The 26,587-nt window shown below is 58.3% G+C and carries 25 protein-coding genes; 17 read left to right on the top strand and 8 right to left on the bottom strand.

The window, feature by feature from the left end; translation table 11 throughout:
• Positions 1-103: 103 nt before the first annotated feature.
• Positions 104-1,912: a monovalent cation:proton antiporter-2 (CPA2) family protein gene (locus PMI23_RS25240; protein ID WP_007915017.1), complete on the bottom strand. Its 1,809-nt coding sequence runs from the start codon at positions 1,910-1,912 to the stop codon at positions 104-106.
• A gap of 1,109 nt (positions 1,913-3,021) precedes the next feature.
• On the opposite strand from PMI23_RS25240, the gene PMI23_RS25235 reads away from it, so the two are divergent.
• The 11 genes from PMI23_RS25235 to PMI23_RS25185 all read left to right on the top strand — a co-directional run bounded on the left by PMI23_RS25235 (position 3,022) and on the right by PMI23_RS25185 (position 15,352).
• Positions 3,022-6,666 (top strand): indolepyruvate ferredoxin oxidoreductase family protein, encoded by a 3,645-nt coding sequence (locus PMI23_RS25235; RefSeq protein ID WP_007915019.1) that lies wholly within the window; start codon positions 3,022-3,024, stop codon positions 6,664-6,666.
• Between the two features lie 63 nt (positions 6,667-6,729).
• Positions 6,730-7,803 carry an AfsA-related hotdog domain-containing protein gene (locus tag PMI23_RS25230; protein WP_007915021.1) on the top strand — a complete coding sequence of 358 codons (1,074 nt, stop codon included), beginning with the start codon at positions 6,730-6,732 and terminating at the stop codon, positions 7,801-7,803.
• Positions 7,800-8,981 (top strand): oxidoreductase, encoded by a 1,182-nt coding sequence (locus PMI23_RS25225; RefSeq protein ID WP_007915023.1) that lies wholly within the window; start codon positions 7,800-7,802, stop codon positions 8,979-8,981. The genes PMI23_RS25230 and PMI23_RS25225 overlap by 4 nt, the downstream gene beginning before the upstream one ends.
• Positions 8,978-9,751, top strand: a complete 774-nt coding sequence (locus PMI23_RS25220; RefSeq protein ID WP_007915024.1) for an SDR family NAD(P)-dependent oxidoreductase — start codon at positions 8,978-8,980, stop codon at positions 9,749-9,751. Before PMI23_RS25225 ends, PMI23_RS25220 begins: the two co-directional genes overlap by 4 nt.
• Complete coding sequence (locus PMI23_RS25215) at positions 9,751-10,569, top strand: SDR family oxidoreductase (RefSeq protein WP_007950199.1); 819 nt, start codon at positions 9,751-9,753, stop codon at positions 10,567-10,569. The genes PMI23_RS25220 and PMI23_RS25215 overlap by 1 nt, the downstream gene beginning before the upstream one ends.
• Before the next feature lie 41 nt (positions 10,570-10,610).
• A complete protein-coding gene (locus tag PMI23_RS25210) occupies positions 10,611-10,925 on the top strand; it encodes a hypothetical protein (protein WP_007915028.1) in 315 nt (104 codons plus the stop codon).
• A 19-nt stretch (positions 10,926-10,944) separates the two neighbouring features.
• Complete coding sequence (locus PMI23_RS25205) at positions 10,945-12,300, top strand: ANL family adenylate-forming protein (RefSeq protein ID WP_007915030.1); 1,356 nt, start codon at positions 10,945-10,947, stop codon at positions 12,298-12,300.
• 36 nt (positions 12,301-12,336) lie between these two features.
• Positions 12,337-12,579, top strand: a complete 243-nt coding sequence (locus PMI23_RS25200; RefSeq protein ID WP_007915032.1) for an acyl carrier protein — start codon at positions 12,337-12,339, stop codon at positions 12,577-12,579.
• A complete protein-coding gene (locus PMI23_RS25195) occupies positions 12,576-13,649 on the top strand; it encodes a ketoacyl-ACP synthase III (protein ID WP_007915034.1) in 1,074 nt (357 codons plus the stop codon). Before PMI23_RS25200 ends, PMI23_RS25195 begins: the two co-directional genes overlap by 4 nt.
• 105 nt (positions 13,650-13,754) lie before the next feature.
• Positions 13,755-14,378 carry a hypothetical protein gene (locus PMI23_RS25190; protein ID WP_007915036.1) on the top strand — a complete coding sequence of 208 codons (624 nt, stop codon included), beginning with the start codon at positions 13,755-13,757 and terminating at the stop codon, positions 14,376-14,378.
• Between the two features lie 59 nt (positions 14,379-14,437).
• The gene (locus PMI23_RS25185) at positions 14,438-15,352 is read left to right on the top strand and encodes a LysR family transcriptional regulator (protein ID WP_007915038.1); all 915 of its coding nucleotides are present in this window, start codon (positions 14,438-14,440) and stop codon (positions 15,350-15,352) included.
• Here PMI23_RS25185 and PMI23_RS25180 read toward each other — a convergent pair.
• Together PMI23_RS25180 and PMI23_RS25175 are read right to left on the bottom strand one after the other, a co-directional pair.
• A complete protein-coding gene (locus PMI23_RS25180; RefSeq protein WP_007915040.1) occupies positions 15,342-16,112 on the bottom strand; it encodes a substrate-binding domain-containing protein in 771 nt (256 codons plus the stop codon). The two genes, PMI23_RS25185 and PMI23_RS25180, sit on opposite strands and share 11 nt — an antisense overlap.
• Positions 16,113-16,124: 12 nt before the next feature.
• Positions 16,125-17,417 carry an MFS transporter gene (locus PMI23_RS25175; RefSeq protein ID WP_007915042.1) on the bottom strand — a complete coding sequence of 431 codons (1,293 nt, stop codon included), beginning with the start codon at positions 17,415-17,417 and terminating at the stop codon, positions 16,125-16,127.
• A 426-nt stretch (positions 17,418-17,843) separates the two neighbouring features.
• Between PMI23_RS25175 and PMI23_RS25170 the strand changes: the two genes are divergently transcribed.
• Positions 17,844-18,152 carry an RcnB family protein gene (locus PMI23_RS25170; protein ID WP_007915043.1) on the top strand — a complete coding sequence of 103 codons (309 nt, stop codon included), beginning with the start codon at positions 17,844-17,846 and terminating at the stop codon, positions 18,150-18,152.
• An 80-nt stretch (positions 18,153-18,232) separates the two neighbouring features.
• On the opposite strand, the gene PMI23_RS25165 is transcribed toward PMI23_RS25170, so the two are convergent.
• Positions 18,233-19,990, bottom strand: coding sequence for a hypothetical protein (locus PMI23_RS25165; RefSeq protein ID WP_007915044.1), 1,758 nt, complete (start codon positions 19,988-19,990; stop codon positions 18,233-18,235).
• A gap of 195 nt (positions 19,991-20,185) precedes the next feature.
• Between PMI23_RS25165 and PMI23_RS25160 the strand changes: the two genes are divergently transcribed.
• Complete coding sequence (locus PMI23_RS25160) at positions 20,186-20,650, top strand: hypothetical protein (RefSeq protein WP_007915046.1); 465 nt, start codon at positions 20,186-20,188, stop codon at positions 20,648-20,650.
• Between the two features lie 5 nt (positions 20,651-20,655).
• Here the strand turns inward: PMI23_RS25160 and PMI23_RS25155 are convergent, their stop codons facing one another.
• Positions 20,656-21,732, bottom strand: a complete 1,077-nt coding sequence (locus PMI23_RS25155; protein WP_007915048.1) for a sensor domain-containing diguanylate cyclase — start codon at positions 21,730-21,732, stop codon at positions 20,656-20,658.
• Positions 21,733-21,894: 162 nt separating this feature from the next.
• On the opposite strand from PMI23_RS25155, the gene PMI23_RS25150 reads away from it, so the two are divergent.
• Positions 21,895-22,233 carry an FKBP-type peptidyl-prolyl cis-trans isomerase gene (locus tag PMI23_RS25150; protein ID WP_007915050.1) on the top strand — a complete coding sequence of 113 codons (339 nt, stop codon included), beginning with the start codon at positions 21,895-21,897 and terminating at the stop codon, positions 22,231-22,233.
• A gap of 35 nt (positions 22,234-22,268) precedes the next feature.
• Positions 22,269-22,679: a hypothetical protein gene (locus PMI23_RS25145; RefSeq protein ID WP_007915052.1), complete on the top strand. Its 411-nt coding sequence runs from the start codon at positions 22,269-22,271 to the stop codon at positions 22,677-22,679.
• A gap of 142 nt (positions 22,680-22,821) precedes the next feature.
• On the opposite strand, the gene PMI23_RS25140 is transcribed toward PMI23_RS25145, so the two are convergent.
• From PMI23_RS25140 to ftrA, 3 genes are all read right to left on the bottom strand, one after another.
• Positions 22,822-23,091 carry a hypothetical protein gene (locus PMI23_RS25140; RefSeq protein WP_007915053.1) on the bottom strand — a complete coding sequence of 90 codons (270 nt, stop codon included), beginning with the start codon at positions 23,089-23,091 and terminating at the stop codon, positions 22,822-22,824.
• Between the two features lie 2 nt (positions 23,092-23,093).
• Positions 23,094-23,474, bottom strand: coding sequence for a DUF6124 family protein (locus PMI23_RS25135; protein WP_007950198.1), 381 nt, complete (start codon positions 23,472-23,474; stop codon positions 23,094-23,096).
• Between the two features lie 437 nt (positions 23,475-23,911).
• Complete coding sequence (ftrA, locus tag PMI23_RS25130) at positions 23,912-24,886, bottom strand: transcriptional regulator FtrA (RefSeq protein ID WP_007915055.1); 975 nt, start codon at positions 24,884-24,886, stop codon at positions 23,912-23,914.
• A 101-nt stretch (positions 24,887-24,987) separates the two neighbouring features.
• On the opposite strand from ftrA, the gene PMI23_RS25125 reads away from it, so the two are divergent.
• Both PMI23_RS25125 and PMI23_RS25120 read left to right on the top strand, forming a co-directional pair.
• On the top strand, positions 24,988-25,416 hold the full coding sequence (locus PMI23_RS25125) for a rhodanese-like domain-containing protein (protein ID WP_007915056.1): 429 nt from the start codon (positions 24,988-24,990) through the stop codon (positions 25,414-25,416).
• Positions 25,417-25,663: 247 nt separating this feature from the next.
• Positions 25,664-26,443: an ABC transporter substrate-binding protein gene (locus PMI23_RS25120; protein WP_007915057.1), complete on the top strand. Its 780-nt coding sequence runs from the start codon at positions 25,664-25,666 to the stop codon at positions 26,441-26,443.
• Positions 26,444-26,587 lie beyond the last annotated feature (144 nt).

Here is a 26,587-nt window from a genome sequence, read left to right as displayed (position 1 = left end):
TGTGAATGCCTCAAGGGACGCTCCGCGTTCCAGCTTGCGAATTGGAACGCAGAGCGTCCCGGGCTGTGTTGCCACGCGGAGCGTGGGAACAATCGGGTGTGGCTCAGGTTTGGCGTGATTCTTCTTCGAGCTGATCCGATTCGAACAACCGCGCCAGTTCCGCCCGGGCTTCCTGGGCGGTTTGCAGGACTTTGGCGGCATCGTCGTAGATCGCGTGTTGCGCCTCCAGCACCTGTTCGTCGTGATGCTTGAAGCGCTTGATCCGCGCATCGGCCTGGGCCTGGGTCAAACCGAGTCCGACCAAGGTCCGCCGGCTCATTTCCAGACTCGAATAATAGGTCTCACGAATCGCCTCCGCGCCGACATCGACCAAGCGGTGCACATGCTGACGGTTACGTGCCCGAGCGATGATCTTCATGTGCGGATACAGCTTGCGCACCACCTCGGCGGTCTTGATGTTGGTGTCCGGGTCGTCCGTGGCAATCACGAAGTATTCCGCCTCGCCGACCTTGGCCGCATTGAGGATTTCCGGGCGCATCGGGTCGCCGTAGAACACCGGCACACCGCCAAAGCTGCGCGACAGTTCAATGGTTTCCACCGAGGTGTCCAGCGCGACGAACTTGATGTTCTGCGCACGCAGAATCCGCGCCACGATCTGACCCATCCGGCCCATGCCGGCGATCACTACACGCGGGGTGTCAGTGTCGATTTCACGGTATTTTTCCGGCACTTCCACCGGCTGCACTTTCGGGCTGACCAGCCGCGCGCAGAGCAACAGCAACAACGGCGTCACCGCCATCGACAAGGTGATGGTCAGCACCAGCAAGTCATACAAGCGCGGTTCGAACAGACCCTGATCACGACCGATCTTGAACACCACAAAGGCGAATTCACCACCCGCCGCCAACACGATACCAAGGCGAATCGCACTGACCTTGTTCAAGCCACCGGCCAGGCGCCCGACGACGAACAGCAGCGGTAACTTCAAACCGATCAACAGCAGCGTCAGCCCCAACACGGTGATCGGCGCGCTGAGCAGCAAACTCAAGTTGGCGCCCATGCCGACACTGATGAAAAACAGCCCGAGCAGCAACCCTTTGAACGGCTCGATCTGCGCTTCCAGTTCATGGCGATATTCCGAATCCGCCAACAGCAAACCGGCAAGAAACGCCCCCAGCGCCATCGACACACCGACCAGATCCATCAACCACGCCGTACCGATCACCACCAGCAACGCCGTAGCCGTCGACACTTCCGGCAAACCGGTTTTCGCCACCACGCGGAACACCGGACGCAGCAGATAACGCCCACCGACCACGACCACCGCGATACCGCCGAGCACTTGCAGTGCGTGATTCAGACTCTCGGCGTTGCTGGTGTCGTGGGCACCCCCGGCCAGCATCGGCACCAGCGCAATCAACGGGATCGCGGCGATGTCCTGGAACAGCAGAATCGCAAACGCCAGCCGCCCGTGGGGGCTGGTCAGTTCCTTGCGTTCGGCCAGACTTTGCAGACCGAATGCCGTGGATGAGAGCGCCAGACCGAGGCCAAGCACAATCGCACTGTTCAGCGGTTGGCCAAACACCGACAACGCCAGCACGCCGATCACCGAAGCGGTCAACAGCACTTGCGCCAGGCCGACGCCGAACACTGATTTGCGCATCACCCACAAGCGTCGCGGCGACAGCTCAAGGCCAATGATGAACAGCAGCAACACCACACCGAGTTCGGAAATATGCGCGACGCTTTGCGGATTGCCGATCAGGCCGAGCACCGACGGGCCGATGATCACCCCGGCAAACAGATAACCGAGCACGGCACCCAATTGCAGACGTTTGGCCAAAGGCACGGTGAGCACGGCCGCGAACAGAAAAACGACGGCGGCTTGCAACAGATTGCCTTCATGGGGCATGGGGGTTACTCCTGACAACGGTACGGCGGGGGTGACAAGGATAAGGGCTGAGTTCCTGTCACACCACTGGCACTTTCGGGGGGCGATTTGCGGTTAATGTCTTTTGATGGGCGCGCGAGGTCTTGCGTTGAAGAGTGTCAGGCGCTGTGCAATTGTTTTCCGGCCAAAGACGCTTCGCCAATTATCTGGTTATGAAAAGCAATACTTTGGACTTGATGTAATGCGCGTGATATTGCCGAGCCATTGCGCGATAACTCGATAATCGCTGGCGATGGGCGAAGTTTTTAATTGGAAGATCCATTCAGTCTTGATCGGCGAGTGCGCGGGTGGTCGATAATGCGAAGCTCGCAATGCCAGTATTACGCCAAGCAGTTACGTGAACTGGATAGTTCGTAATGGTCAGTTTCTGATTAAATGTTTGTTACAGCGATTGACAAGCTGAAGGCTCCGAATCTACTATTTTTCACCCGAGATGCTGGCTGTATATAACGGCTGTAATAAAGCGACCAGGATGGTCGCGAGAAGTTTTCACAAGGAATTGAAACTTTGTATCTGGACTCCATTGGATCGGAATCTCTGCGATTTCACCTCATTCCCCATATCGGTCGCAGCGTGACGCAAGATCATGCGTCGACTGAAATCCTGGCGTCATTATGGCGTCGCCAAATTCATGGCAGTCACTCGACAGAACCCCGGGAAGCCGCGGGTTCAGACGAGTTCATCTTCCTGAAAAATCGAAAACCCCTTTGCGGTCTGTTGGCTTCCAAAACCGCAGGTGACGCGTTTTCGAACGGCTCTTGACGACGACTTCAGTGCAGCCTGAAGTTGTACTCGCTATCGAGATAAATACAACTTTCAAAGTAAAGATTTCATAAGGATTTGAAGTTTTGTACTTGGATTTCGTGCCGCGTTTATAACGAAAGTACAAAAAAACTCGATCGGCTCTCAATAAATCGCGGAGCCGTGCGAGTGCATTTTTTTTGCGCGCGCTATTCAAGTGCTTATACCTCGCGAATTCGTCGAGTAGTGATCAAGTGTTTTGATGCAACCTCTGCTGTAGTGCGCAATTAAGCACATTAAATGTGAAGTTTTCATAAGGATTTGAAACTGTGTACTTGGATTCCATTGATTCAGAACGCCAACGGCTGCAACCGGACAAACTCGCGACTGATGAGACTCAGGCGCCATTGTCGCGTATCGAGCGGTATGACAGTCGCTCGATCTACTGCCGGGAACACGCACTGCCCAACGATCGGGTCTTTTTGAGTGGCCAGCAGGCGCTGGTGAGGTTGCTGCTGTCCCAGGCTGAACTGGATCGATCCAACGGCATTCGCACGGCGGGCTTCGTCAGTGGCTACCGGGGGTCACCGCTGGGTGGTGTCGACCGCGAGCTGGTCAAGGCCAAGGCTGTTCTGGAGAGTGCGAACATCCGTTTTCTGCCCGCGATCAATGAAGATCTGGCAGCCACGGCCCTGATCGGCACGCAGCGCGTCGAAAGTGATCCGCAGCGTCTGTATGACGGCGTGTTCGGCATGTGGTACGGCAAGGGGCCCGGGGTCGACCGCTCCGGTGACGCGATCAAGCACGGCAGTTCCTATGGCTCGTCGCCCAACGGTGGGGTTCTGGTGGTCACTGGTGACGATCACGGTTGCGTGTCGTCATCGATGTCGCATCAATCCGACCGCACGCTGATCGCCTGGGGTTTGCCGGTGATTCATCCGGCAGGCCTTGATGATTACGAACGCTGCGGTCTGTGGGGGTGGGCGCTGTCACGCACTTCAGGATTGTGGGTGGGCTTCAAGGCCATCACCGAAACCGTCGAGGCAACTGCCTCCGTTGAATCGATCCCGCTACCCGAATTCGTCACCCCCGAGATCAATCCGGGACCAGACGGGCTGCATTGGCGCTGGCCGGACCTGCCGGGCATGCAGATCGAGCGCCGGACCGCGTTCAAGTTCGACGCCGCCCGGGCCTTTGCCTTGGCGAACCCGATCGATACCGCGGTCACCGCGCCCGCCCGGCCGACGCTGGTCATCGGTGCGGTGGGCAAGGCGTATGGCGACGTGCGCCAGGCCTTGCAGCAATGTGGTATCTCCCTTGAGCAACTGGAAAACGCCGGCGTCGCGCTGCTCAAGATCAACCTGGTCTATCCGCTGTCGCCTGTGCTGGACGCCTGGACCCGACGCGCCGGCAATGTGCTGATCATCGAAGAGAAGCAAGCGATTGTCGAAGAGCAGCTCAAACAGAAGTACTACAACGCTGCGCATGACCAGCGTGCGGTGATCATCGGCAAGACCGACGAACACGGCCAACCACTGATCTCGGATCACGAAGAGCTGCGTCCGTCGCGCATCGCCGTACTGCTCAAGCAGCGTCTGCAAAGCATGGGCATTGACCTGAGTCTCCCGGATTTCTGGTGCCTGCCCAGCGTCTCGCGAGTTGAAGAGTGGATCCGGCGCACGCCTTATCTGTGTTCCGGATGCCCGCACAACACCTCCACTCAGGTGCCCAAGGGCAGTGAAGCGCGGCTCGGCATCGGTTGCCATGCCATGGCCGCGCGCATGCCTGAACGCTCGACCACCGGCAGCGTGCAGATGGGTGGAGAAGGGGTCGACTGGCTGGGCCAGGCACCGTTCGTACAGACCCCGCACATCTTCCAGAACATCGGCGACGGGACCTTTTTTCACTCCGGATTCCTCGCGGTGCGACAGGCCATCGCGGCCGGCGCGACCATCACCTACAAGCTGCTCTACAACGACGCGGTGGCCATGACCGGCGGCCAGCCGATCGACGGCAAGCTCACGGTGAAGAAAGCCGTTGAGCTGCTCAAGGCCGAAGGCGCGCAGCGAATCGTGGTGGTGGCGGACGACCTGCAGCGGTACCAGGCGCATGACAGTCTGCCTCAGGGCATCGAAGTCTTTCACCGTGAAAAGCTCGAAGAAGTGCAGTTGCAACTGCGCGACACCCGTGGCGTCAGCGTGCTGATTTTCGATCAGGTCTGCGCCGTCGAAGGTCGTCGACGCAAGAAGCAATTGCCGGCCTCGCTGGTGAAGACTGAAGTGGTCATCAACGAAGCGGTCTGTGAAGGTTGCGGCGACTGCCAGGTCAAATCCAACTGCCTGTCGGTGATCCCGGTGCAAACCTCGTTCGGTGCCAAGCGCCGCATCGATCCGCACTCGTGCAACACCGATCTGTCGTGCATCAAGGGCTTCTGCCCAAGCTTTGTGACAGTGACCGGCAAGCTGCGGCAACGACCGCGCAAACTCGCCGACAGCGCCCAGGTGCTGGCGCGGGCCGAAGCGCTGGCGCTGCCGCCAGTCGCGCGTGCGCTCGACCTGCCGTATGAAATGCTCCTGGCGGGTGTTGGCGGTACCGGTGTGGTGACCGTGGCGCGGGCGATTGCCATGGCCGCCCACCTCGACGGACGTGCGGTCAGCGTGCTCGACTTTACCGGTTTTGCGCAAAAGGGCGGCGCCGTGTTGAGCCACATACGTCTGGCCGGCGACGCCGATGCGTTGCACCAGCACCGCATCGACATCGGCGGTGCCGACTTGCTGCTCGCGGCCGATCTGGTGGTGGCCAGTGAAGACGATGCGCTGGCAACGCTGCGACCGGACAAAACCGTGGTCATCGCCAACAGTGCTCTGACCCAGACTGGCGCAATGTTGCGCAATACCGGACTGGGTATAGAAACCGACGCGATTCAAACATTTCTGCAGCAGAAAGTCGGCGCCGAACACTTTCACAGCCTGGATGCCGGTGAGTTGGCGAACAGCCTGGTCAGCCCGATGCAAGCCAACATGCTGTTGCTCGGTTACGCGTGGCAGAAGGGCACGATACCGGTGTCGCTGCCGGCGCTGAAAAAAGCCATTGATCTGGCCGGCAGCGCCGCGACCAACCATTTGGCTTTCGCCTGGGGCCGATTGTGGGCGCAGGATTCGGCTTTTGTCGCGCCTTACCTGGAGCAACCCATGGATGCCGTGTCGACGATTGCGATCCGCGACATCAGCGACATGCGCGGCCGCCACGAAAGCCTCGAACAACTGATCAACCATCGCAGCGAATTCCTCACCAGCTACCAGAATGCAGCGTATGCGGCGCGTTACCGCAAGGTCATCGAGCAACTGCGAGCGCTACCGGCGGCCGGTAATGACAGCGCGCTGACCCAGGCAGTGGCACGCAACCTCTTCAAGCTGATGGCTTACAAGGACGAGTACGAGGTTGCACGGCTGCTCACCACGCGCAGTTTCACCGACTCGCTGAAGGCCCGCTTCGACGGCGGCGTTCGCCTGAAATTTCACTTTGCCTTGCCGCTGCTGCGCAAGAACCAGGAGAGCACCGGCGAGCCGAAAAAGATCGCGTTTTCCGGCTGGATCCTGCCGTTGCTGAAGGTCCTGGCCAAGGGCCGGGTGTTGCGCAACACCCGGTTCGATCCGCTGGGCTTCTCTGCCGAACGCCGCGAAGAGCGGCGCTTGCTCAATGACTACGAGCAAACCCTGCAACGCCTGTTACCGAAATTGAACTCGGAGAATCTGTCGGCGTTCGTCGCCTGGGCAAATCTGCCGGATTCGATTCGCGGCTACGGCCACGTCAAGGAGCGCTCGATTGCGGCGGCGCGACTGCGCGAGAAAGAACTCATCGAACAGATTCTGGCGGACAAGCCGGTCATTCACGGTGTCGAGTCATGGCAGCCATCCACCGTCATCGCCAGGCAACTGAGCGAAGAAGAGCGCGACGTGATGGAAGCCTCTTGACCGAAGGCTACGCCAGCCCCGCAGAACAACAAATACAACAACTACCGAGATGAGCTGATAACGATGAATAACGACAGCATTGCGCCCGACCTCCTGCACAAAGGTTCGGCTGACGACGTTTTGATTGGTGCCCCCAGAGACGCGCTGCCGCTGTATGTGAACGACACACTGGTTGAAGCCAACGGGCATAACCCGTTGGTACGCAATTACGCTGCAGGCGCCAACCTGCCACGCCGCTTCGAGATTGCGCCAGCGCTGCAGAAAAAGAACCGGATGGAAGAAGTTCGTGCCGATGATGAATGGAATCGGCTGAGGGCGCTGCCTTATCAGATCGTCGCCGCACAACTGGAGGCAGCTGGAATCCGCAGCGACAGCCTGGAAACCAGCGTGGCCGCGCTGTGCGAATCGATCCCGGCGATTCGCCGCGCCAGTTCGTTCCGCTTCATCAATAACGCCGACAATTATTTCTTCTATCGCAAGGCGCACGAGCATGTGCCGGGGACGATGTTCATCGAGGCGGCGCGGCAAGCGGTTTATCACCATCTGTATCACCACACCGATCATGCGCGCGGTGCCGTCACCGTCAGCGTCAATGAGCTGAACGCGAGTTTTTTCGCTTACGCAGAGCTGATGTATCCGATCGAACTGGTGGTCGACAACATGACCCCGAGCGATGCCACGTCGCCGAAGAAAATCCATCTGCGCGTCGCGTTCTATCAACGTCAGACCCTGTTCGCCACCGTCGACACCAAAGCCACCGTGATCGACATGCCGCTGTTCGAAAAGACCCGCAATATCTTCATCTACTGCAACGACTGGTTTGCACCGCTGCAACCGTTGAAGCTGGCCTGCACGATCAGCGACGCGCAGGGGCGCAAAGTTGAAGTGCAGCTATTGGGCCTGGGCAAGAGCGGTTGCGTGACGACAACGGCGGATATATCCGAGTCGGTCACTCTGCACATCGTCTATGAAGGCAAATTGAGTTTTACCGCCGGCATCCGCCGCGTCGGGCAGGGTGAGCATTCATCGTGGGAATTCGCCGAGGTAGATTTCAACGGCTTGCAAGTGATCAGCGACATGATCAAGCGCGGCTTTGTCCACCTCGATGAGCCGGCCCTTGCGGCCTTGCAGCAATGATCGTGGCAACCCCGACTTTCCAGGCGGCCACCCAAACGCTGCATTTCGGCACGCAGGCAGTGGCGAAGAATCGACTGTATTTTTCCTCGCTCGGCATGGATCTGTGTGACGAACACGGCTTCCCGCAACCGGCGTTTTTCTCGGTCTATCAAGCTTTGATGGACGGCGGTGCCGGTTTTGGCTTTCTCGGCAATGCCAGCGTCGACGCCGATGCACGCTACAACAGCCGTGGTCTGCGTCTGACTTCGGCGGCCCACGCGCAGGCCCTGCGGCCGCTGTTTGAAGCGGCGCGGGCGCGTGGTTTCCCGTTGGGCGTGCAACTGCAGCATTACGGGCCGCAGTCACTGCCGTCGAAGCAGGGAATCATTCTGACCCCCAGCGCCATCGCGTCGCCGAGCATCCTCAGTGCGTACCCCGAGGCACGGGCGGTGGCGATGACCGAGGCACAGATCCAGCGCTGCATCGAACAGTTCTGCGCCGCCGCCCGCTATGCGCAACAGGCCGGTGCCACGTTGATCCAGCTACAGGCATCCAACGGCTATTTGATCAGCAGCTTCCTTTCGCCAAAGACCAACCGGCGCGTGGATGACTGGGGCGGCACGCCGCTCAAGCGCGCCAGGCTGTTGCTTTCGATTGTCGACGGGATCCGCAAGGCCACCGATCACAAGGTCGCGGTCACTGTGCGCCTGGGCATGGATGACGGCCTCGGTGCAGAAGGGCAGCACGCCGCGCTGTTGGGTGATGTCGTCGCCGCGCTGGAGGCCAGTGGGGTCGCAGCGATTACCTGTTCGCTGGGCATCAGCGAGACCTTCCGTTTCTTTTTCAAAAATACCGGACAGGCCTTGGCCATGTCGCGGGAAGGCTGCCGCTATCTGAAGCGTTTCGTGCGGATTCCGCTGGGCTTTACCGGTTCGGTCGCGGACGTGGCGCAAGCCGATGAAATCATCGCCAGTGGCGATGCCGATTTCGTCGGGTTCGGCCGCGCCATGCTCGCCGACAACGACTTCGTCGCCAAGCAACTGGCGGGGCGAGCCGATCAGCTCAACCGCTGCCGAGGCGATGCGTTTTGTTTCCGCGACAAAAAAGAGCCCATGGCCGAGCGCGTGTATTGCTGCGTCAATCCTGCCTACCGCCGGCCAGAACAACTCCAACAGCACTATGAGGAAAACCTGCAATGAACTTCACCGCCAAGATCGCTCTCGTTGTCGGGGGCACACGTGGGATCGGCTTTGATGTCAGCCAGAAGCTGATCGAAGCCGGCTGCATCTGTTACATCACCGGCCGCAACGAAGACGATGGCCTGACCGCGCAAAGTCGTCTCGGCGAAAACTGCACGTTCATCCGCAGCGACGTCACCGACGAAGCCTCGGTGATCGAGCTGTTCCGCCTCATCAACGACAGGCACGGTCGACTCGATCTGGCCGTCAACAATGCCGGCGTCACCTCAAAACACGCGCCGATCCGCGACATGGATTTCGCTGACTGGAAGCGCGTACTGGAAATCAATCTGCTGGGCCCGCTGCTGTTGCTCAAGCACGAAACCAACCTGATCTCGAAGCATGCGGGTGGCTCGATCGTGAACGTCTCGTCTTGCGCCGGTTTGCTGGGGGTTGCCAAACAAAGCGCCTATTCCACCAGCAAGGCTGCGCTGAACATGCTGACCCAGGTCTGCGCGATTGAATGCGCTGAAGAAGCCCTGCCTGAGCGGCATTCGATTCGCGTCAACGCCGTATGCCCCGGGCCGACATTGGGCGGCATGAACTCGGAAGAGCGCCTGAAAGCCAACCCGGAGTCCACCCGGCACAAGCTGCAAGTGACGGCGATGAAGCGCTTCGCCAACCCCGGCGAGATTTCCGCCGCAATCCTCTGGCTGCTGAGTGACGCATCGTCGTTTGTCACCGGTACGGTGATGCCGGTCGATGGCGGTTTTTCGGCCGGTAAATTCTGATGCACACCGTAACGCGTAACCCTACTGCAGAATCTCGCGAGAAGGCCAGCCAGCGGGTGTTTATCACGGGCGTGAGCAGCGGCATCGGCGAGGCGCTGGCGCTGCTTCATTTGCAAAACGGGCATACGGTTTTCGGCACTTCGCGTCGTCAGCCCTATGGCCTGATGGACTATCCGGACTTCCATTTTCGGTCGTTCGATCTGTCCCGGCCGAGCGCGATGGACGAGCTGTTCGAGGACAACTTTGCCAGCGTTCTGGAACAGGGCGTCGACAGGGTTTTCCTGAATGCCGGGGTCAGCGGCAACGTCCCCGGGCGTGGTGCGGAATTCTCGCTGGATGAGCTGCAGCATGTGCTCAACGTCAACGTGCTGGCCAATAAAGCCATGCTTGACCTCGTGCTGTCGTCTTCCCGGCGCCCGACGACATGCGTGCTGTCAGCCTCGATGGCGGGCGTGCGCTTTCGCGCGGGCACGCTGCCATACAGCCTGTCGAAAGCCGCGCTGGCGGCATTGGGCGGTGTTTACGCCGAGGAAAATCCGCAGGTCTTCTTCGCGGTGCTCGGTCTGTGCAACGTTGATACCGGTCTGTCCCGGCAGGTGAGCTTCAGCCAGCGCACCGCCGACTTCGCCGACCTCAAGTCGCTGCAGCAACGAGCCCTGGCGCCCGGTTACATGGTGTCACCTGCGCAACGCGCGAAGGACATGCTGGCGGTGATTGACGCGCCCGATGCCTATGGGATCAAGAGCGGGATATTCGTCGACATGCGCACGGCGCTGGCCGATCACCAGAAAACGCACTCGCCATTGTCTCAAGCGTAGTGAATGCAGGGACCTGCATCAGCCAATAAAGGAATGTTGGAATGTTCAATCAAGTCAAAGCGCTGACCGAGTCAGCCGTTCGGCAACAGGATCTGTTGCTGGGCACCCCGATCGATTTGTCCCGTGGCGAAGACAGTCGCCTTTACGGCGTGGACGGCAGCATCGATTCCCTGACCCTGGTCTCGATCATTGTCGATGTCGAGGAAAAACTGCGCAGCCAGCTTGGCGTTGAGGTGCGTCTGGCCGATACCACCGACCTGCCCGAAACCGCTACGCCGTTTGCCACACTGGGCACGCTGATCGCCTACATCATGGACCGGTTGTCTGCGGCGCAAGCTTCAGTTCAGGCCGTTTGATCGAGCGGGAGGGTTGGGTATGCAAGTAGCAGCATTTTTGGCTCATCTGAAAAGCGCCGGCAGCCAACCGGCAATCGTCAGCGATGAGGGCCGCTTTACCTATGACCAGTTGCACGCGCAGATAAGCGTGTACAGCGCGGAGCTGGCGGCAAAATCCGTCAGTGATTCCTGCGTACTGCTGGTCGACAACTACAGCTTCAACAGCGTCTGCATGCTGTTCGCGTTGTGGCTGCACAACAACGTGGTGGCGCTGTCTGTGCCCAAGGGCGAGGAACAGCTCGCGCAGTTGGCGGGCGCGGCGGGCGCGAGGTTTTCCGTTATCGGCGGGACGCCGGAGTTGGCGGTTGTCCAGCACGCCAACCCTGTCGTGCCACCGACTGTAGACGGACTGCTGTCGCGGCGTCAGGCCGGTTTCATTGTGTTTTCTTCAGGCTCGACAGGCCCGGCAAAAGGCGTGGTGCACAGCATCGCGCCGTTCTTCGAGCGCTACCTGAATGCCGAACACTGCGGTGCGATTCTGGCGTTTCTGCTGTTCGATCACATCGGCGGCCTGGTGACCGTGCTGCAGGCGCTCGCCACCCATGGCACGTTGATTCTGCCCAATGAGCGCTCGCCGCAAGAGGTCGGTCGCTGCATCGAATCGTTCAACGTGCAAACCCTGCACGTCTCGCCGACGCTGCTGAACCTGGCGACGATCACCGGGGTCTTCCAGAAGTGGGACACGAGCAGTCTGCAGCGCATCTATTTCGGCTCCGAACCGAGTTCACCGGAATCCATCCAGCGCATTGCCAACGTCATGCCGCACGTGCAATTGCAGCAGTTGTACGGGATGTCGGAGATCGGCGTGCTGCCGTGCCGCAGCAAGGCCGGCGACAGCGCGTGGATGAAGATCGAAGACCCGAACTACAGCCTGCGGGTGGTCGACGGCATTCTGCACGTGCGCGGCGCAACCAACATGCTTGGCTACCTTGCCAGCGCCGGTGACCTGTCGAGTGATGGCTACCTGATCACCCATGACCTGGCCGAGGAGCACGAGGGCTATTTCCGGGTCACGGGGCGGGCGGTCGATCTGATCAACGTCGGCGGCAAAAAGGTCTTTCCGTCGCACGTGGAAAGTGTGCTGATGGGCCTGGAAAACGTCTCGGATGTGGTCGTTTACGCGCAGCCCAACCCACTGCTCGGGCAGATCGTCGCCGCGCGTTTCACGCTATTCGAGCCGGAAAGCCTGGAAGCGTTCAAGGTCCGCTTGTATCAACACGTTCGCGGCGTACTGGCGCAGGAACAACTGCCGCGGGTGGTCTCCATCGCCGAGACGCCGCTGTACACCAGCCGCTTCAAGAAAATGCGTCACCCCGGCGTTCTCGCCCAGTCGTGAGACCGGTTTACTCATCACGTTATAAGGAAATGACCCATGGTTGATCTGGTAAAAATGCGCGCAAGCATCGCTGAAATCCTGTTCATCCCGGTGGACGAACTGCACGGTGAGACGCGGCTGGAAAACAGCGACAACTGGGACTCGATGGCGCGAATCGGGATTATCGCGCTGGTGTTCGAACAAGTCGGCGTGAGCGTGTCGGGCGAGGAGATCGAGCGTGTGGTCACGGTGCAGGATCTGTTCGATCTGATCGACTGCAAAATCAAGGACGCCGCATGAGCCTGCTGACCATTGAGGGCGTCGCCATTCGGGCGGTCACGGCGGCGCTGCCCGAGCGTCGTGTGACGGAAGAGGACTTCGCCGAACTGTTCGGCGCCAAGGAAGTTGCGCGCATCGCCAAGAGCACCGGCATCCAGTCGATCCGCGAAACCAAAACCCTGCACACCTCTGATCTGATCATCGCCGCGTGCCGCAACCTGCTCGATCAAGGGCATGCTGCGGCACAGGACATCGACGGTCTGATCGTGGTGACCCAGACGCCCGACTCGTGGGTGCCGGGTGTCGGTTTCATGGTGCAGCAGGCCCTCGGCCTGCCGCAGCATTGCCTGGTACTGAATGTGGCCGCAGGTTGCTCCGGCTATATCAGTGCGCTGGTTCAGGCGGGCGCGCTGATTTCATCCGGTGCCTGCAAGAAAATCCTCCTGTGCACCGGGGACGTGACCACGCGAATCCTCGACGAACGCGACCGCCACGTGAAGATGCTGTTTGGTGACGCTGCGTCGGCAACGTTGCTGGAGCCGGGTGCAGGCAAGTTCGAGTTCATCTGCGGCGCCGATGGCAGCGGCGGCGCGGCGCTGCAGTCCGACATCGCCTACGCCCGGGAGGCGGGCAGCCACGTTTGCGCGACCATCCAGCGTTTGCAGATGGATGGCACGGCGGTGATGAATTTTGCCCTGAGCCGGGTCCCGCAGACCGTCAAGGCTTTGCTTGAGGCGACAGGGTCAAGTCCTGCTGCGCTGGACTTGCTGGTACTGCATCAGGCGAACGCGTTCATGCTCAATTACCTGCGACGGATGATCGGCGTGGCGGCGGAAAAGATGCCGGTCGACATCGATGGCGTTGGCAATACCAGCTCCACCTCGATTCCGATCGTGTTGTCGCGTCATGCCGCGATCGGCACGCCGCAGGCCGAGCACGTTGTGCTGTGCGGTTTCGGTGCCGGGCTGTCGTGGGGCGCGTTGAAGGTCGATCTGCGTCGCACGACCGCTGTGGCACCTTGCGAAGTGCCGGAGAAAACCGCTCTGGCGGACGAACCGGCTCTGGCTCCGAGTGAGCGTTTGCAGGCCTGACCGCTCCTCAATGGCATGACATGGCACCCTTGGCGGCGATCCTCGGATCGACTTCAAAGGTGCCACGCCTTGGTTCAAATCCTCTGATCACGGGACAGCTGTTTCATGAAGCGAAAACTCTGCAGCGCACTGGGCATCATCGGCCGCAAAGACAATCTGACGTGGCAATATCCTTCGCCTTTTCTGCCGCTGTTTCAGTTTCACGAGCGGCATGAGTCGGGTGCGATTCGTGCGCAACCCGAGGACATCATCGCCGCCGTTTGCGCGTTGGACATGCGTGAAGACCGCGTCGTCGATGCGCTGTTATCCCTGCGCGAGTTGCCGGGAAAAATACTACGAAGATTGGCTGGCGGAGCTTCGCAGGCGCAAACCGCCCCGTTCGGTTTTGACGCTTTCACGCTACTGGAACGCACCCCGACAGAAGTGTCTCTGGGCCTGGCAGGACGCTTCTGGCGCCCGGATCTGAAGACTGGCCATATCGCTGATGCTCAAGCCTTCAAGGCGCTGGATGATCCACGCGCGGCGAAACTGCTGCTGCGTTTTCAGGTCATCGAACATCCACAAGGCATGCGCACGCTGCGCACCGAAACCTTTGTGTATTGCGCTTCCACGCGCAGCAAAATGCTCTTCACCCCTTACTGGCTGCTGATTCGTCTGGCCAGTGGCTGGATTCGCCAGCGCAATCTTGCTGCCATCCAGCGGCAATTCTCGACAGAACGGGCAGTGTAAAAAATCGCATCAATTGGTTACATTGATAGCCTCAGCGAATCAATCTCCCGAGTCCTGCCATGGCCATCAACTTCGACCTTAACGACCTGCAAGCCTTCCGCGCCGTGGTCGAGCAGGGCAGTTTTCGCAAGGCTGCCGACACCGTGCGCCTGTCGCAACCGGCGTTGAGCCGGCGCATCGAAAAGCTCGAAGACGCTCTCGGCGTGAAACTCTTCGAACGCACCACGCGCAAGGTCAGCCTGACCCAGGCCGGGCGTGGATTCATGCCCAGTGTCGAGCGTTTGCTCGATGATCTCGATGTCGCGTTGCTGGGCATCAGCGAAGTCGCTTCGACCCGTTTAGGCCACGTCACCGTCGCCTGCGTGCCTTCGGCGGCGTACTACTTCATGCCCCGTGTGGTTGCGCGCTATCACCAGCAATTTCCACGGATCAAAGTCAAAGTGCTCGACTCCAGTGCGCACGATGTCTTGAGTGCGGTGGTCAATGGCGAGGCGGATTTCGGCTTGAGTTTTCTCGGTACGCAGGATGCCAAAGTCGAGTTCGAACCGCTTGTGCAGGAGTGCTACGTCGTCGCCTGTCGCCGCGATCACCCGTTGGCCGGGCGCAGCAGCGTGAGCTGGGACGAGTTCTATCAGCAGGATTACATCTCGCTCGACAAGACCTCCGGCAACCGTTTTCTGCTCGATCAGGCGTTGAGCACGGTGGTGCCGCAGCGCTCGAGCATCTGCGAAACCCGCCATGTCACGACGATGATCGGTCTGGTGGAAGCGGGGTTGGGCGTGGCGGCGGTGCCGCTGATGGCGATGCCCGGGCCGGATCATCCGATCCTGACGCGAGTGCCGCTGACCGATCCGCAAGTGATGCGCAGTGTCGGCATCATCAAGCGCCGGGGTCGCACGTTGACCCCGGCGGCACTGGAACTGGAGCGGCTGGTGGTGGAAATGAAGGTCCAGCCGCCGATTGTCAGCGCTTGACCGAGTCCAGCCCGGTGGCCTGCACGTCAGCTTGCGCGGCCGGCGCGGCGAGGTAAGCGAGCAAGGCTTTGGCCTCTTCTGGATGCTGCGCGCCGACCGGAATCCCGGCGGCAAACCGCGTCACCGATTGCACCGATTCCGGAATCTTCGCGACGAAACTCACGCCCGGCACTGGCAGTAATTCGCTGACCTGCTGGAAGCCCAGTTGATAGTCGCCGGTGGCAACCACTGAACCCACGGGGACTTTCGGGATCATTTTGGCCTTCGGTTTCAGCTGATCTTCGATGCCCAGTTTCTTGAACAACTGCTGCTCGATGTACACGCCGCTGGCGCTGTCGGAGTAGGCCACGGACTGCGCGTCAAGCAAGGTTTTCTTCAGGCTGTCGACACTGCTGATGTCCGGTTTCGGCGCACCTTCGCGCACCACCAGGCCGATCCGGGAGTCCGCCAGTTCAACGCGCGAGGCCGGGTCGACCTTGCCTTGTTTGATCAAGTCGTCGAGGGCGTAGCCGACCATGATCACCACGTCGGCGTGTTCACCGCGGGCGAGGCGATTGGGGATCGCCTCGGGTGCTTTGCCCATCGACGGACCGAGGCTGGTGGTCAATGTGTTGCCGCTGGCGGCAGCGAATTTCGGCCCGAGAATCTTGTAGGCGGCAGTGAAGCCCCCGGAGGTCATCACGCTCAATTCTTCGGCCTGGGCCGCGAGGTTGAACGCGAGACCGGCGAGCAGGGCGGTGACAGTAAACAGTTTTTTCATGGCGAGTTTTCCTCAGGCCGCGACAGGTTGCAGACGACCACCGGCACGGCGGTACAGATAAAGAGTGGCGCACAAGGCACACAGCGCACCGATGCTCATCCAGTAACCCGGTGCGGCTTTGTCGCCGGTGTACTGAATCAGGAAGGTCGACATCGCCGGGGTGAAGCCACCGAAAATGGCGGTGGCCAGGCTGTAGGCGAGGGAGAAACCGGCAACCCGCACTTCGACCGGCATGATCTCGGTGAGCGCCGGAATCATCGCGCCGTTGTACAAGCCGTAGATAAACGACAGCCACAACAGCGACAGCAACATGTGGCTGAAGCTCGGCGCCTGCACCAGATACGACAGCGCCGGATAGGTGGTGGCCAGGGCCAGCAGCGACATGGCGATCAGCACCGGACGACGGCCGATACGGTCGGACAACATGCCACCAATCGGCAACCAGAAGAAGTTCGACACGCCGACCAGCAAGGTCACCAGCAACGCGTCGGAGGTGCTCAGGTGCAGGACGGTTTTGCCGAAGGTCGGCGCGTACACGGTGATCAGGTAAAACGCGGTGGTGGTCAGCGCGACCATCAACATGCCGCCGAGTACCACGCCCCAGTTCTGGCCGAGAGTGCGGAACACTTCACCCATGCTCGGGCGGTGTTTGCGTGCGGCGAACTCTTCGGTTTCCGCCAGGTTACGGCGCAGAAAAAAGATGAACGGCACGATCATGCAACCGACGAAAAACGGAATCCGCCAGCCCCAATCGGCCACCACATCCGGCGCCATCCACGCGTTCAGCGCATAGCCCAAAGCAGCGGCGACAATGATCGCCACTTGCTGACTGGCCGACTGCCAAGCGGTGAAGAAACCTTTGCGACCCGGCGTGGCGATCTCGGCGAGATACACCGACACACCGCCCAGTTCCGCCCCGGCCGAGAAGCCTTGCAGCAAGCGCCCGATCAACACCAGTGCGGGGGCAAACAGGCCGATGCTTTCGTAACCGGGCACCAGCACAATCAATATCGTGCCGCTGGCCATGATCGACAGCGTGACGATCAAACCTTTGCGTCGGCCGACATCATCGATGTACGCACCGAGCACGATGGCGCCCAGTGGACGCATCAAGAAGCCTGCGCCGAATACCGCAAAGGTCATCATCAGGGAAGCGAACTCACTGCTCGCCGGAAAGAACACTGCCGCGATCTGCGTGGCGTAGAAGCCGAACAGGAAGAAGTCGAACTGTTCGAGGAAGTTGCCCGAGGTCACCCGGAAAATGGCACCGGCCCGCGAGCCGTTGTGTGGGATTGAGGCTGTCATAGAAAAGTACTCCACCGCTTTTATGACGTGCGCGACGGGAGGGCGGCGCACGGTTTTTATTGAGGTGGATGGTGGCGCAGGTGTAACTGGATGTTAATTGCATTGTTGGCATGGATTGATGTGCAAAGTGGATCAATCCTTTCAGGTTATTGATAAACCTGGGGAGCCAGCCTGCTGGCGATAGCGGTTTGTCAGTCAATGAAGATGTTGAATGTGCCGACGCCATCGCTGGCAAGCCAGCTCCCACAGTTTTTGCGGTGTACCTACTGTTTCTGCAACACCAAGAAACCCTGTGGGAGCTGGCTTGCCAGCGATGGCGGCCTCACAGACAACTACAATCCCCAGCCTGCTCACGGAAAAAACAAGGAATGTTTCCCGAACCCGGCAGTCCGAGTTCAGGTAGCACACATCACAGGAGGTTCACCGATGAACAGCAAAACCCTAATCGCCAGCCTGGCCCTCGTCGCCGGCATTGCCGGGATCAGCCCACTTGTTCAAGCGGCGCAAACCTCAAATGAACAGGCCGTGCAATCCCCGGTCAGCGACCGCGAGCTGAAGGTCAACGACCGTGCTCCGGATATTTATCAACGCAGTGAAAAAGCCATCACTAATTGGAAACAGAAAGGTCTGAAACAACCCGAGCCGCAAGCGCAGTGGGTTCAGATTAATGACCAGTACGTCATGGTGATGATCACAAACGGGACGATTGTCGAGATGAAACCGGTCGAGCGCTAGATCGAACCATCGTCCAGCACTTCACTCGAGCTGATGACCAGCCAGTTCAGGGGTTGGTCTTCGGCCATTCACTCAATTACTTATATGATATCGCTACGAATTTTTAGATGACCAAGGCGATAGGTGACTTGGGTGTTCAGATAAAGTAAGTAATTGATTGCATTTTGCCGTCCGCTGGCGCTTTCACCAAAATACGCATCTACGATTCGATCAGGTTCGCAGAGCTGTTCGTCGGTTAACGTGTATTCTTCTTTTATCTGTAGATTTTGATTGATGTGGATCTTTCCGTTTTTCAGTAAATTCCTGAAGAGATTCCACTCGTAAAAATATATGCCGTGGACTTGATGGAAATTTAGGAATGGCATGTTGTGCAGAAGAATGAAGTGACTGTTTTTTTCGGTGGCGGCCGACAGCCCCAGGCCATTTAACTTGTCTCGTATGCTTTTGTCTGCGAGATTGTTTTTGAGTGAGAGTAGTTGCAGTGCGTAACCTTTGTGGAAGTCGTCTTTTTGCATGACTTCATATTGTTCACTCAAAAAGGTCGGTTGATCACTTAGTCGATATTTTGCCTGGATAAAATAAAATGTATTGTGGTGGGAGTCCTCGATGACAAGGTCGATGTCATATTTCTTTATTTTTGCGTTTGTGCCGGCTTTGAAGCCTGGGTGCACAATGTATCTGTTGCCATTGATGCTTCGTATGTAATCAATCATGTGTTCTTGTTCGAAGTTGTTGCCAAATAGGCTCTTTACGTCATGAGGGTTTTTCGGGTCTTTTATATTTCCCAGCAGTAAACCTACCAGTTTCTTTAGTCCGTATTTTAGTTTTAACGGGCCGTGAATGTATTCACTGCCTTGTACGGCGATAAAGCTTTGTGCCGAGTCCACTTTCGGTAAATCTTCGCTGGACAAAGCGCTGTTCATGTAACTGAGTGAAGCGGGGTTGATGTAGCCTGAGAAGGCTGCGTAATGAGTCCTTGAGTGACCTTGTAGGGCTCGAATCTCAAGGAAGGCTGCAACAAAAACTATGTCTCGCAGGTAATGATAACGGCTATTGTTCTTTAGCGCAGACGAGAGAAAACCTACATGGATGGAAAGGCATTTATCCAGGAAGTAGTCTGTCAAGGCGTCCTTGTCGCTAAAGGACAGGAATTTGCCTTGATCAATAATTTCTCGATAATGATTCAGGAGTACCAGATCGCTGATGATTGAGTGGAATTCTGAAGTTTCCGCAAGCCACCGTTGGCGCAAACTGGATTGCAGTTTTGGTGTGGGTTTAATCAGGAGTTCGTCACCGCTATAGGAGGCTTGCATCAAGTCGAGAGTCAGCAGGAAATAGGTTTCACTTAAATAGTAGGTTTTCCAGAGTTCTGGGTTTTTTAGAATTGAATAAATGTAGGATTCATCAAGTTCAAGGTTTTCGGTTGCGCGGTTGCAATTGTATTCAAGCTTTCCGAACAGAGCCTGTTTCCGATAAAGATCTATAGAGGTGTGGAATTCTGGAGGGGCAGTCTTGAGAAGGGTGGAGCATATTTCTATATTGAAGTATTGGTTGAGTGTCGACATGAAAAGGTCGATATTGTTTTTGCCTGTCAGTTTTGGGTGAGGCTTCAAGGTTTCTTTTGCTGACGTTTTTATTTGGCGCAGGTTTTTTAAGAGTTGATGCCCGATCAGTGATTTAAGTTGTTCGTTTGTCAGTAGCTTGCGAATCAAAGGGATGCGATGCGCTGTACGAACATACCAACTTGGGTCGGCGCATTTTTTATCCAGGTAATCAATGTTTCTGATAGGGTTTTGAAGGAAATGCAGGAGGGCGGTGTCAACTTGATCAAAGAGCATTGTGTGAGTCCTTGTCACGGGTATCATTTCAGAAGATTTTATAGGTGCTCACGGCAGTTTTTGTAATCCTGAGCGACTGGCTTTAAAGGAGATTGCCAGAGCGTAGCAGTTGGTCATGGAAGAAACATCGTAATCGAGCATTGATCTGGTAAATAGTAGAGTGCGTGGAGACCCCATGATCTCAGGAGCAACGGGTTGGAAAAGAAACCGCTGTATCGCAAAGAAAACACCACCGCCCACAATGTCTGGCGCAATAATCCAGGCGGGCACTACCGCGACCAAAGAAACACCAAAGCGCAGAGCCGCAGCGAGGCCATGCGTGGCTCGATGCACGGCATCAAACACCACGGCTATGACTACACGCCGTTGTTTCGTTTTCTGTTATCCCGAGTCGGCGGTCATTGGGATGAGATTTTCAGCGAAGCGGTATCTCGCCTTGATCGGCCAGAGCCGGTGTTCTGGATGGTTGCCATCCATGAAGATGATCGCGAGGACATTGTGCGACTGGGCGAGTCGGCCTACTTCAACGGCCTGTTCGTCGATGGGCAAAAGCAGTTGCAAATCGTCAACCCGCAGTTGACTGCCGAGGATATGAAACCTCATTGCCGTTGCTGCACGCATACCTTCAATGGTGTTCCGTTTGGCCTGCCCGCGGACTGATCGAGCTAATCGACCCGAACCTGATTCATCACCTGCCCACCCCCCAGCCGATACTGATTATTGCCACTGCGCTTGGCCTCATACATCGCCAGATCTGCGACGTGCAGCAAGCGATCCATGGCTGTCGCATGGTCCGGAAACACCGCCACGCCAAGGCTGGTGCCGATGTGGCGCTGGTCGTTGCCGATGCTGATCGGGGGCGACAGTTCGATGAAGATTTTCTGGCAGATGCTGCGGGCTTCGTCCTGCAAACTCAGGCTCGGCGACAGGCCTTGCAGGATCACCACAAACTCATCGCCGCCAATGCGCGCGACGGTGTCGGTGACACGCAGGATGCGTTTCAGCCGCGTGGCCATGGTGATCAGCACCCGGTCGCCGGCGGCATGGCCATAGCGGTCGTTGATGGTTTTGAAACCGTTGAGGTCGACGAACACCAGTGCGACACGAGTCTCGGTCTGGCGAGCTTGATCCAGCGCTTCGGACAAACGTTGTTCCAGCACTAGGCGATTGGGCAGGCCGGTCAGCGGATCGAAGTGAGCGAGGTGTTGCAGGTAGCTGGCCGAGGCTTTTTCTTCGGTGATGTCGCGCACCACACCCATCATTTTCACCACCGCGTCGTGGTCGTTGCGCACCACGTTGCCGGTTTCCCGTAACCAACGAATCGTGCCGTCGGGCCACACCACGCGGTATTCCTCATCGTGATTTTCGCCGGTCTCCAGGCAGCGTAGTTCGCCTTCGCGCACCTTGGTGCGGTCGTCTGGATGGACACAAGAACAGAACAACGCGTAGGACGGCGTGATCTCGCCGATCTTGAAGCCGAACATGCCGTAAATCGCATCCGACCAGTACAGCCGATCCGTGTCGACTTCCCAGTCCCAAGTGCCGATGCGCGCAAAGTACTGGCTGCGTTTGAAGCGCTCGACGTCGCCGTCCTGCTGAATGTGTTGGCCATCGGCGGCCCGTCTCAGCAGATCCCGATACTGCGCGAGCTGCCTGCGCAAATCGCGTTCGCGCCACAGCAGCAATGCGATGACGGTCAGCATGATCACGCCCACGGCGAGGCTGATCCAGAACAGAGTCATTCGGGTGCTGCCAGCATGGCGAATCGATCCGTAGAGTAGTGGCGGTTGGCTATGTTAATGCTTCAATACTCGGTTCGGATACATGTTGATCTGCGCTGGCAGGTTGCCAATCCCCGGCATTTCTGGGAAAACGGCGGCCGGCTGAACAATAGAGTGAATGTTATGAATGATGAACTGCAGGTAATCGATCTTCAGGTCGGCGAAGGCAAAGCCGCCGTCAAAGGCGCGCTGATCACCACCCAATACACGGGTTGGCTGGAAGACGGCAGCGAGTTCGATTCTTCCCACAGCCGTGGCAAACCTTTTCAGTGCGTGATTGGCACCGGGCGGGTGATCAAGGGTTGGGATCAGGGCTTGATGGGCATGCAGGTGGGGGGCAAGCGAAAATTGCTGGTGCCGGCGCATTTGGGCTATGGCGAGCGGACGATGGGCAAGATCCCGCCGAATTCGAATCTGGTGTTTGAGATTGAGTTGTTGGAAGTGTTGACGCGGGAGGATTGAAACCGGGTCGTTTTTTACGCTTGGGAATAAATGCGATGGATGTGTGGCAGTGGGTTTCACAAGTTGCCGATTGGCTGGTGGAGAGGCATGCCTCGCGCAGAGGATCGACTTACAACTACATGTATTTCGTTTCCGCTGCCACTGCAGTTGGCAGTTGGGTAGTCGCGAAAGAACTGCTCGCCAAACGCAAGGCCCTAAAAGCAAGCGTGTCTGAAGCTCTGCAAAATGAAACGTTACGTGCGATGTCCTTTGCTCAGGAGGATGGGCGACCAGTCAAACGCACTGCGACGTTGGTCCGACAGGAAGAAACCTTTTTCGTCACGGTCATTCGTCATGACGATGAAGAACGCGTGGAGTCATCCAGTGAAGCGTTGCACTCGCTGGACGATGTCGACGTTTACTTGCGTGACCACACACCCTTTATCCTCGCGGATTTTCGAGCTTAGTGACTCACGCGCCCGATGCAGAAAGAACGCTTTCGCGAGCAGGCTCGCTCCCACATTGGAACGGCGGTGTACTCGAATGCCGCGAGTAACCGTGAACACCTGTGGGAGCGAGCCTGCTCGCGAAGAACGATCACGCGGTCAATCAGGCTGCGTGGGCCATTTCGGCCAGTGTGTCGGCCACGGTTTTTTGCAGTGAGGGGAACCGGCGGGTTACGCGGCGCAGAGCGGGTAGAACGGCGTCGATTTCCAGTTCATCTAGTTGGGGAAGGACGGTGACGGCGGAGGCGACGATGGTTTCGCGTTCGCTTTCGAACAGCACCAGACAGGCGTTCTGTGCCCAGCGTCCGTCCCGCTCGTTGAAGCCCATGGCCACCAGTGCCGCGACGACTTGTGCATCGGTTTTGTTGGACATGTTTATTGCCTCAGTGCGGGGTCGATTTTGTCGAGGGCGCGGTTGACCGCGAGTTCGCCGAGCATGACCACTTGCTGGATGCCGAGCACGGTGTTGCGGTAGGGCGAGTCGAGCAGGGCGGCGAAGTCGCTGAGCATGATGCTGGCCGAAGCCATGGATTCGCAGGCGTGGGCCATGAGGTCTTCGGCGCCGGTGTTGGGGTCGACGAGGAACATGGTGCTGGGTCTGCGCGGTGGTGAAGGCGGTGTGGGTTTCAGGTAGTGATCGAGGGCGCGTTCGGCGGCTTCGTGGAGTTTTCTGGAGCCCGGTGTGGAATAGGGAGACGTTGGATTTTGATCGATTTCCGCGTCTGTTTCGGGCGGATTTGGCGTGATTTTGAACATGGTGTAGTTTTCCAAAGTGATGCTGACACCACCTCGCGACTAAACGAAAAGGTGGCAGCTATACGCAGGTTAGTCGACCGGGAACTCCACCAAAACCGGCGCACCCGAAGGCGCCCTGCGCACAGCTACCATTGAGTGAGGTATCGAAATACCTACTGTCTGGAACGTTGTGCAGTTTAAGTGGATTACCGAGCGACTAAACCCGATCACTGAACATTCAGTGACGCGAACCAAGTTACCGGCGACCCCCTAGCCGCACAAGCCGGCGGATTCTGGCGTAGTTGTAGGCAAAGGCGCAAGGCGCTGTAGCCTCATGGCTGATGTCTAAATAATGCTGCGTTTGACTGGGCGCCTACGCGAGCAAGCTCGCTCCCACCTTTGAAATGCGTACCCCCTGTGGGAGCGAGCTTGCCCGCGAAGGCGCCTTCAAAATCACCTCAGGATTCAACCCTCACGCCGCGCCCAAACCGCTCCCGATACACCGACGGCGGCACCCCCACCACCCCGCGAAACGCCACACGAAAACTCTCCACCGACCGATAGCCACAACGCTCGGCAATCTGCTCGGTGTTATGCGGCGTACTCTCCAGCAACTCCCGCGCCCGCGCCAATCGCTCATGCTGCAACCACGCCTTCGGCGACTGCCCACTGGCCTCGGTAAAACGCCGCAGAAACGTGCGCTCACTCATCGCCGCTTCGCTGGCCAGATCACGCACTTCCAGCGGTTCATGCAAGCGCTCGCGCGCCCATTGCATCACCCGCGACAGATCGTTGCGCGGCGTCGGGCTGACCGGTGTCGGAATGAACTGCGCCTGACCGCCGGTGCGTTGCGGCGACATCACCAGACGCCGCGCCACCGAGTTGGCGACTTGCGTGCCGAAGTCCCGCGCCACCAGATGCAGGCAGGCATCGATTCCGGCAGCGCTGCCGGCCGAGGTGATCAACTGGCCGGAATCGACATAAAGCACATCCGGATCAACCGCAATCGCCGGGAAGCGCTGCGCCAGTTCCGCCGTGTAACGCCAATGGGTGGTGGCGCCGTGGCCGTCGAGCAGGCCGGTGGCCGCCAGCACAAATACACCGGAGCAGATCGACAGTAATCGCGCACCCCGCGCGTGGGCCTGGCACAGCGCGTCGATCAATGCTGGAGGCACTGCCGCGTTGCGGTCGCGCCAGCCGGGAATGATGATGGTGTGCGCCTCGGCCAACAATTCCAGACCGCCATCGGCCAGCACCTGAATGCCGCCCAAGGCGCGCATCGGACCTTGATCGACCGCCGCGATGGCGTGGGTGTACCACGGGAAATCGAACTCCGGCCGGGTCAGGCCAAAGACCTCCACGGCGATGCCGAACTCGAATGTGCAGAGGCCGTCGTAGGCCAGAATCGCGACCAGACCTGGTGATGTCGGCATTTGGCGGAAAATTCCCGGTGAGTGTCTTGTGCGCCACTGTAGCCGCAAGCGGCCGCTCGATAAAGTCTGTTCACACCCGTTCAGATAAAGGAGCAACACCCATGACCAGCCTGGTTCGCGATATCCCTGCGGCGCCGTCGGCGATCGCCCTGATGCACTTCAGCAATCGTCTGACTTTCGAAACCGATTGCTCCGACGTGTTCAGCAGCCAAGAGGCTGGCGAGATCGATTTTGTTCTGGTCGATGTCCGTGGGCCGCTGGCCTTTGAGCGCGGGCATGTGCCGGGCGCGATCAATATCCCGAACCGTTTGCTGACGGCGGCGGAGTTGGCGAGTTACCCGAAAACCACGCTGTTCGTGGTCTATTGCGCCGGCCCGCACTGCAACGGCGCGAACAAGGCGGCGGTAAAACTGGCGGCGCTGGGTTACCCGGTCAAGGAGATGATCGGCGGCGTGACCGGATGGCTGGATGAAGGTTTTCAACTGAGCGTTGAACAAGCCGCCAAAACCGCCATCGGCTGCGAATGCTGACGTTCTTTTAAGAGAATTCCTGAGCAAAAAAAGCGCTTGTCCTACAGCCCTTGCACCACGACGGCGCACCCGTTGACCCCGGTCAATCGGTGCGCCGATCTTTCATAAGTATTTGTCGCTTAAACACAATTTACCCTGTGCGCGCCGCCATAGACTGCCGGCCACTTCGGTTTTTGTAGCCAATTGGCCATGACCGAACGCTGAATCGAAAGCTGCCAATAAAAGCCTCCGCACACAGGAGTTATAAATGAAGAAGCTAGTGATGTTCGGTGCCCTGGCACTGTCGATGTTGTCCCTGACCTCCGTGGCCGAAGACGCCAAGCCGATCCGCATCGGTATCGAAGCCGGTTACCCGCCATTCTCGATGAAAACCCCTGACGGCAAACTCGCCGGTTTCGACGTCGACATCGGCGATGCGCTGTGCGCGCAGATGAAAGTCAAATGCACTTGGGTCGAGCAAGAGTTCGATGGCCTGATCCCGGCGCTGAAAGTGAAGAAGATCGACGCGATCCTGTCGTCGATGACCATCACCGACGACCGCAAAAAGAACGTCGATTTCACCATCAAGTACTACCACACCCCGGCGCGCTTCGTGATGAAGGAAGGCTCCGGTGTCAAAGACCCGCTGACCGAGCTCAAAGGCAAGAAAGTCGGCGTGCTGCGTGCCAGTACTCACGACCGTTACGCCACCGAAGTACTGGTGCCGGCCGGTATCGACCTGGTGCGTTACGGCTCGCAACAGGAAGCCAACCTCGACATGGTTTCCGGGCGTATCGACGCGATGCTGGCCGACTCGGTCAACCTCAGCGACGGTTTCCTGAAAACCGACGCCGGCAAAGGCTTCGAATTTGTTGGCCCAACCTATGAAGACGCCAAGTACTTCGGCGGCGGCGCCGGCATTGCGGTGCGCAAGGGCGATACCGCGCTGGCCGAGCAGTTCAACAAAGCCATCACCGAAATCCGCGCCAATGGCGAGTACAAGAAAGTCCAGGACAAGTACTTCGACTTTGATGTGTACGGCCATTAATACGCCGTAGAAAAAAGTGGCCCCGTTTGCGCGGTGGCCACTTTTTTTGCGCCCATGATTTATTCTGTTTCACACATTTCCCATGTAGGAGCTGCCGAAGGCTGCGATCTTTTGACTTTGCTTGTGAAAAACAAGATCAAAAGA

The sequence above is a fragment of the Pseudomonas sp. GM24 genome, from assembly GCF_000282235.1.
Lineage (GTDB): Bacteria > Pseudomonadota > Gammaproteobacteria > Pseudomonadales > Pseudomonadaceae > Aquipseudomonas.
Note: the sequence above shows the minus strand (reverse complement) of the source record. Positions and strands in the feature narration are given on the sequence as shown.